The 7,983-nt window shown below is 61.3% G+C and carries 7 protein-coding genes; 1 reads left to right on the forward strand and 6 read right to left on the reverse strand.

Annotated features, from left to right (window positions below; genetic code table 11):
• Positions 1–626 precede the first annotated feature (626 nt).
• The 5 genes from FJ398_23605 to FJ398_23625 form a co-directional block, all read right to left on the reverse strand.
• A complete protein-coding gene (locus FJ398_23605; GenBank protein MBM3840884.1) occupies positions 627–977 on the reverse strand; it encodes a hypothetical protein in 351 nt (116 codons plus the stop codon).
• A 352-nt stretch (positions 978–1,329) separates the two neighbouring features.
• On the reverse strand, positions 1,330–2,508 hold the full coding sequence (locus tag FJ398_23610; GenBank protein MBM3840885.1) for an IS91 family transposase: 1,179 nt from the start codon (positions 2,506–2,508) through the stop codon (positions 1,330–1,332).
• A complete protein-coding gene (locus FJ398_23615; GenBank protein MBM3840886.1) occupies positions 2,505–3,272 on the reverse strand; it encodes an integrase in 768 nt (255 codons plus the stop codon). The genes FJ398_23610 and FJ398_23615 overlap by 4 nt, the downstream gene beginning before the upstream one ends.
• A 376-nt stretch (positions 3,273–3,648) precedes the next feature.
• Complete coding sequence (locus FJ398_23620) at positions 3,649–4,398, reverse strand: hypothetical protein (GenBank protein MBM3840887.1); 750 nt, start codon at positions 4,396–4,398, stop codon at positions 3,649–3,651.
• Positions 4,371–5,249, reverse strand: coding sequence for a hypothetical protein (locus FJ398_23625; protein MBM3840888.1), 879 nt, complete (start codon positions 5,247–5,249; stop codon positions 4,371–4,373). The genes FJ398_23620 and FJ398_23625 overlap by 28 nt, the downstream gene beginning before the upstream one ends.
• A 418-nt stretch (positions 5,250–5,667) precedes the next feature.
• On the opposite strand from FJ398_23625, the gene FJ398_23630 reads away from it, so the two are divergent.
• Entirely contained in the window at positions 5,668–6,633 is a 966-nt protein-coding gene (locus FJ398_23630) for an iron permease (protein ID MBM3840889.1), read from the forward strand.
• A 197-nt stretch (positions 6,634–6,830) separates the two neighbouring features.
• Here FJ398_23630 and FJ398_23635 read toward each other — a convergent pair whose 3' ends face one another.
• Positions 6,831–7,532 (reverse strand): cytochrome P460, encoded by a 702-nt coding sequence (locus FJ398_23635; protein ID MBM3840890.1) that lies wholly within the window; start codon positions 7,530–7,532, stop codon positions 6,831–6,833.
• Positions 7,533–7,983: the final 451 nt, after the last annotated feature.

Consider the following 7,983-nt stretch of genomic DNA (forward strand, 5'->3'; position numbering starts at 1 on the left):
CGCGATCCCTGGGAGGAACAACTCCTGGTGTTTAGCTGGAACTCCGTTGCTCAACGACTACGTTCCAAGCTGCACAACTGGAAATCAAGTCGGACCTCCCGTTCTGAGGAACGCCAGACGAAGAAAAAAATCTTCGTCACGGAATGTTTTTCCCTATTGACCGCGCGGGCTTGATAGGGGTTAGGCGGCATTACGTCCATACCGTCAACGTGCTGTGTCGGTGCTGTTCGGTGGGCTGCCGCGCCGCCGAGGGCGCAGAACAACCACTGCTCCACTGAGGCAGACAAGACCAAGCGCTCCGTAGCCTATCTGCCACGGCAACCGCTTGGCGGCCTCGGAATACTCGTAGGAAGCCAAGAATCCGTAGATACTGAAGAGGGCTAGGCCGATGAGAACGAGCGCAGCCAGAGCACGGGGGAATCTACTGCGTGGAAAGAGCAAAAAGCTCAGTGGAATCCCCAGCACAATGCCACAAAGTAAAACGAGTAAGACAATGTTCATACGATGTGGGTGGTGTCGCCTAACGACAGAACTGAGCGACGCGGGCGGCCCAGCGCGTCCGCATTGGCAACTGACGCGGCCCGCCCGCGTTCGCTCCAGTGACCTGGTTCAGCGTTCTGGTCATATCAGTACTTCCGCAACTCCTCAGAAACCGAAACGCTCAGGTTCGTCCCGACGGTCGCTGTGATACGATAACCTCCGCTCGCCTCGAAGTACCCCTGCGCGCCAGAATCCACACGCTGCGTACCCGCATCAAACACCATCCGGACTCCAGACTCGCCTTGAGGTCGAACGCGCATCCGGTGCTCGCCACCCGCCGGAATACTGGCAATACGCTCCGAGAAACCTGTGCCTGACACGACAACGTTGCTGAGCGTGAGGGACGACTGATTCTTGATGGTGAGGACTGGAGCGCGCGAGCAGCTCGCAGACGCCAGCAGCACCGAAACAGCGGCGATCAGAATCGGGATGCGCATGAGGATTACGCCGAACGTGTAGCAGTGTATCGGTCATGCCGCAGCCCGCAAGCCAGGAGAACATCCAGAGGGTTGGCCTGCGGCAGGACCGATATGCTGCCTGTTGAACTGAACCGCTGAGCCCGCGTCGCCGATTCACAGGAGAAAGTAAGCGGACCTCCCTTTCCGGAACCGTTCGCTCCCCTGGTTTTTCCCCGCACCAGCCGGGGACCTTAACGCCTTGGACCGCGGTCGCCACGGGCCCGGAGTCTGAAAATCCCCGCAGGCGGAAGTGGGCGGGACAAAGCCCTCGCCCCGGTCCCCTGGCGACCGTTTTATTCGCATCCTCAAATCGACGGGCTCCGGCGGCCCTTCAGGACGAATCTCTAATCTCCACCGTCGGCCTGGGCCCACGGAGCGGCGGCTGTTCGGCTATCCACACCAACGCCCAGGCCCCACAGTGCGGACAGCGCAGCCGGGGAGCTTCCTCGCCCAGAACGGCGACCGCCTCGGTCGCAGGCGCCGCGGGTTGCTCGGTCACGCCCAGAGCCTGGCGAGCGCGCTCGATCCGCGCCTGGCGGTCCCGATTGCCCAGCAGCCCGTAGTGTCGGATTTTCACAAACCGCTCCGGCAACAGATGCAGACAGAACCGCCGCGCAAATTCCTCGATCCCCAAGCTCATGGTCTTGCGCCGATGGCCGTCGGCATAATCCTTGTAAGCGAAGGTGACGGTCTGGTCGGCGGCGGCCCGCAGTCGCGCGTTGCTAATCGCCACCCGATGCGTGTAGCGGCTCAAGTAAGCCAGCACCTGCTTGGGACCGGCCAAGGGTCGTTTGGCATACACCACCCACTTCTGCGGGCGCAGTTCCCCCAGGAACCGGGCGAAGGCCTCCGGGGTTCCCAGTGCCGCCAGTTGTCCGTGAAACTCCAGCGCCCCCTGCTCGTAGAGCGCCCGCACGCCCGCGCGAAATTTTCCGCTGAAGACTTCACTCAGCGCCCGCACCGAAAACAGGTAATGGCCCGAGGACTTCACCCAGCCCGAACCCTCCAGCGCCAGCCCCCCGCCGGTGACGATGCAGTGCAGGTGATAATGGTCCACCAAGGTTTGGCCCCAAGTGTGCAGCACGGCCGTCAGCCCAATTTGGGCTTGCAGTTCGTTGCGTCCAAACTTCAACAGCGTCTGGCTGGCGGCGGCAAACAGCAGATTCAACAGCGCCCGCCGGTTCTGCCGGATGAGCGGATTGAGCGCATGGGGCAGCGTGAACACCAGATGGAAATACGGAATCGGCAGCAACACCGCCTCTTGACGCTCCAGCCACGCCAGTGCCGCCGCACCCTGGCACTGGGGACAATGCCGGTTGCGGCAGGAGTGCGGCACGAAGTGTTCCTGCCCGCACTGCGTGCAGCGATACCAATGACCTCCCAGGGCCGGGGTGCGACAGGCGGCCAGCGCGCCGAGGATCTTGCGGTGAGCCGCGCAAACTTTGAGCAACCCTCGCTCCAGCACGCTCCGTAACACCGCCCCCAGGTTCGGGACGGTGGGCACGTTCACCGCTGGGCCAGCACCGAACGGAGGTCCAACAACTCCAGGGGCCCGGCAATCTGCGCCAGCCGTTCCTGCCGCACGTGCAGATACATCATCGTCGTGAACACACTGGCGTGGCCCAACAGCCGCTGCAACACCGTGAGCTCCACTCCCGCTTCCAGCAAGTGCGTGGCAAAGGAGTGTCGTAAGGCATGAAGGCCCCCTTTGCGCCGCAAGCCCGCCCGTTGGACCGCCGCGTAATACATCCTCTGGGCGGTGCCATCAAGCATCGGACGTTCCGGGTCACGGCTGGAGGGAAACATCCACTGTCGCGGCCGGCACACTCTCCAATAGGCTTCCAGTTCGGCCAACAAGCGCGGCGACAGCAGCGTGTAACGATCCTTCCGGCCCTTGCCTTGCTCGACCCGGATTTGCTTCCGCGCCCGATCAATATGCTCGAACTTCAGATGACAGGCTTCGTTGAGGCGCAACCCCGCCCCATACACCGTCATGAGAAAGGCCCGATTCTTGGGATGCGGAGCGCCGATCGTGAAGAGCTTTTCCAGTTCTTCGATGCTGAAGACCTGCGGACGCCGGATGGTCTTCGGTCCGTGTGGCAACGCCCGGCGCAACGCCTCCACCTCCCGATGGACCACGTGCTCGTAGAAAAACCGGAACGCATTGACCGCTTGATTGATCGTGCTCCGGGAGAGCTTGCGTTGGTCGGCCAGATGATAAACGTGATGGATGTAAGCTTCCTGCGTTCGCTCGGACAAGCCGCGCAGAACCAGTTACACGTCATGAATCCTTACACTCCGCCTTCGCCTTTCGGACCGCCACCGATGATGATGCAGCCGCCGATGCCGCCCATGGGACTGGGCATGGCGCTGGGAGGGTTTGGTCCCATGCCGCCGCCCGGCATCGGCGCGCCGATGGCTTTGCTTCCGTTTCTCTCGCCGATCGCCAAAGCCATCGGTGGAATCTTTGGTGGAAGAAAACGCCGGCCACCGCCGCCACCTCCACCGTCGCCGCCGCCAGCGGCCGGAGCCTCGCCCCACCCTCAACTGAGAGGAATACCAATGGGATCTCACAAACAATGGTCCCCCTCGCCGCAGAATGCCCGGGCGACGAGGGGGACACCAGTTCCCGACCGAGGAGGAAGATGACTTATTGACGAATGCGAAAAAACTTCGCTCCGGCAGCGGTCGAGACCGTTTGGGGGTTGGTTTGGGCGGGCGCGTCGGTCCATGGACCGGTCACGGAATCGGCTTGCTGCAGCTTCCCAGTTCCAGTCCATGAAATCGTGAGATTGTTTCCCTGGCGCGTCACTGGAGCGAACTTGGGCGCTGCCCCGCCGAGGGTTCGATTCAAGGCAAAGCTCAGCGCGGCATCGAACAGTTTCAGTCCGTCTGCATTCAGGCCGTTAAACGTGTCGCCTCCCAAGAAGAATCCTACGCGCCGCGCAGGGGCTTTTAGGCCTGGAACAGCCGCTTCGGACAAGGCGTCCCCCTTTTCGAACGCAAAGAGTGCAGCGCGGCCGGAACCATCCGCAGCCAATGCGACAAGCTTCGCGGTGGGCACGGGCTCAGCGGAGGCGAACTGCGCGGCCGGGGCGGAGAAAACTGTGCGCACGCCGGCCGGGAACCTGGCGGCCAACGGGTGCTTGGCATCCACGATTTCAATTTGAGTTTCGCTGTTGTCAATCGTTTGTCCGTCGGCTTCGGCCATGCCCAGGCCATCGTACGCGGCCCATTCCCAATTGATGATCGGCACAGGCACATCCCGGTATTTGGTGATATTGCCGGAGCCCGAAGTGGAACACACCATGATCAAGGCTCGGTCGTTGACGCCAGCGGGCAGCGGGCTGTCGTCGTCCCAGGCGGTGACGATTAATCCTGACGAGCGCAAGCGAGCCATAAGGGCGGTTTCACTGGCGTTACCCGGAAGTCCGCCGATGACGAAAAGCACTTCGGCGGGCGGGGTTCCGACGACGATGCTGACTTCGCTCGAGATACCGAGTCGTTTGCGTTATCGATGGCTTTGGCCGTCAGCGAGTATCGACCGTCTGGAACATTGCTCCAGGTAAAGGTGTATGGACTCTGGGTCGATTCGCCGATTTTGGTTGTGCCCTGGTAGAATTCGACCTTGGTGATGGCGCCGCCTGTTTTTGACGCCGTTGCGGCGAGGGTGACCGGACCTCCCGCAGGGAACGTCGTTCCGGCAGCTGGGCTGGTGATCGTGACGGTGGGCGGCGGCGATTTCGGCGCGCTCTCCAGCGCCCATTTCACAGCGGCGTCGAACAAAGCATACGCGACATCGCTGTACGAGCCGGGAGCCGTTGTGGCGTTGAAAAAGAATGCCACGCGACGGCTCGGCACCACCGTGGTGTTGTCCGCGAGGCGGGCTCCGGTGTCGTACGCCCAAATTGCGACGCGATTTTCGTCCACGCCGACGGTGGCGTTGGTGGCGATCAGCATCGCTTCGCGTCCGATGGTCAAGGGGAACGCCGAGGAACTCACCACCGAGCCATCGCCCGGAGTAACCGTGGTGTCATCGGCCAAGGTCACGGTGTGACCCTGTCCGACGAGGCGGTCGCGAACTTCCTGGTCATGCGCGTTGGCGGTCGTCACGGGATCGACGACGGTATTGATGATGAAGAGGATTTTTGCGGCCTCGCTCGTGACTTGGCCGAGCAAAGCGAAGATCAATGCCGCGGCGATTCCGCCGAGAGGCCGATCGAAGAAGCCAAGGGGCCGAAGTGATTTCATGGGAGTTCTCCTTTCATTTTCAATCGTCTTTGCAGATGCACAGAAAGTTTGCTCATGGTCATTCTGGTGCCCTGGGCCGGACCTGGCTCACCGCGTTGCGTTCGCACGAATCGGCAGACGCACGGTTCACCTGGCGCTGGCTGGCAATTGGAACGCGCAGATGATTCGTCTTGCCGGAACGATTGTCACGAAATCAATCGGTTGAATTCCTTGTAGAACTTTCGATCTATCAGCATGGCTCTTCCGCCCGGTTGCCCCCCTCAGTAACCGGACGGTGGAGCGACGCTCCTGCCGAGCTTTTCTCGAGGGCATTGGCTCAGCGGGAGTCTCGCCCCACCTTCGCAGAAGGAAATGCCAAGCCTGCGAGCCGCTCAGTTTTCCTTTGCCAAAATCAGACAGAGCGGAGAAGAAGAGCGCGATGGCTCCGGGCGTACTTCTGACAATCTATTGCGGTTTGATCCTGCTGGCGTCTTTAGCGGGCGGCTGGATCCCGCTGTTCCTGCGGCTGACACACACGAAAATGCAGGTGGCGACAAGCTTCGTCGCCGGCTTGATGCTGGGAGTGGGAGTGCTGCACTTGCTGCCGCACGCGCTGGATCATTCCCCGGCAATTGACTGGATTGCGGGTTGGATGCTGGGCGGTTTCCTGATCATGTTTTTCATCCAGCGCTTCTTCCATTTCCATCATCACGATGTCTCGGGAGAGGAAGCGTCGGAGAATCCTTCAGCGGAGGCAATGGTTGTCCATGAGCACGACCACGATCACGATCACGCGCAGCATCACCACCATCACCACGACCACGATCATGAAGAGTCCTTGACCCTGGCCGAGCGCTCGGCCTCGAAGCTGACGTGGACCGGCGCGGCGCTCGGTTTGACGTTGCACACGTTGATCGACGGCTTCGCGCTGGCCTCCAGCGTTCACGCGGATTCGCTGGGGACTCCGGCGCCGGTGTTGCTCGGACTCGGCACGTTTCTGGTGATCATCCTGCACAAGCCCTTCGACGCGATGGCGATTGGGACTTTGATGGCGGCGGGCGGGTCGTCCCGGCTTTCGCGGCATCTGGTGAACGGGCTGTTCGCGATGGCGATTCCTTTGGGCGTGCTCCTTTTCCATTTTGGCGCGGCCCAATTCTCCGGTGAAGCCGGGCGTTACCTGGGCGCCGCGTTGGCGTTTGCGGCGGGCACGTTCCTGTGCATCGCGAGCAGCGACTTGCTGCCGGAGTTGCAGTTCCATTCCCACGACCGGGTTAAGCTCTCCATCGCGCTGCTATCGGGGTTGGCTCTTTCCGTGCTCATCGGCGCTTTCGAGACCACGGGCCACGATCATCAACGCGAAGGAAGTCCGCAAACGGAGCAAATGGAGAGAAACCTCGCTCGGTGAGTTCTGGGTGATAGCGGTGGCTATTGATGTGTCGATGGGGAGCGCACGCGCCCTCGCGTGTTTCGACCGGCGCCCTCGCCGGTCGGATCGTCGATGAAACCATGGACAGAGACGCTTGGGTCCGCCTGAATGTGGTCGGCGGGGGCGCCAACCACAGCACGCGAGGGCGCGTGTGCTCCCCAATTGAGACTGAATCCTTACGGCTTATTGGCCGGCGCCGCCCGAAGCACGGGATAGAATTGAGTGAAGACGTGGTCGGTCGCGCCTTTGTCGCGATGGCAGTCGTAGCAGGCGCTTTTTTCGGCGGGCTTTGCGGAAGGTTTCAGTTTGCCGGCGCCTTCGCTGAAGCGGAAGTAAGCCCAGCCTTCCTTGAATCGTTTGCGGTCCTTCACCGCCGCGGACAGGCCGATGAATTCCTTCTGAAACGAGCCTTGCAGCCCCGGTTCGTTTTTCGTCTCGGAGGAAGCGGTCTCAAGAACCAGAATCGTCCCTTCGGGAAATCTTCCGGTTTTCGCAAACTGCCGATAAGCCGCCGGGTTGATATAGACGTTCTTGTATTCGGACTTGCCGGACTTTTGCTTGTCAGCTTCCGGGCTGTATTCGAGCCCGATGGAACTGCCCACGAAGACCCACTCGCGGTAGTTTTTCGGGCGCAATAAGGTGTCCGCGCCTTGAAAGACTGGCGCGGCGTGCAAAGACGACGGCAGGGCAGGGGAGAAAGCTGCCGCCACCAGGATCACTGCGACGGAAAGGCGCCAGGCAAAACGGCGCCGCAGAGAATGCGGAGTGCGGAGTGCGGAATGCGGATTTGGGGAAAGCGCCGGCGCTCTTGAAGGCGGCCTGGGGGCAGATTCTGAGGAATGGCGAAAGCGGGTCACGGTCTTCATTGCGATATTCATGAAATGGCGTTCTCTCACATTGGCGGTTGTCGTTTGCGTTGGAACGGAGGATACGGGCGAGCCTTCCGAATGACGAGAAAAAGTGGTCCTTACTGTGCAGACCGTGGGATTGACGACAGATCGACCGGAGAACCGTAGCGCAGATTTTCAATCTGCGGTATCGCCGATTTCCAATCGGCAGGGCGCCGGCAAGTCCCAGCGGGCTCGGACTGGGAGACGCCCCGCAGAATACAATTCTGCGATACGGCAGAGTGCAACTCTGCGCTACGAGCTTTGTCGTCCATCCCGCGGACCAAGCAGTAAGAACGGTGCCTGCAATCCCGGCTTTAGGGTCTGTGCAAAAATAACTTCCGGTTTTGGCGGGAGCGCCGCCTGGCCGGATGCAAGGCGCGAGGAGGGAGCATCCCCGTTTTGGGGCTGTGACCGACGAGCAACGCCGCAGCCGGCCAGG

It is taken from the genome of Verrucomicrobiota bacterium (assembly GCA_016871535.1).
GTDB lineage: Bacteria > Verrucomicrobiota > Verrucomicrobiia > Limisphaerales > SIBE01 > VHCZ01.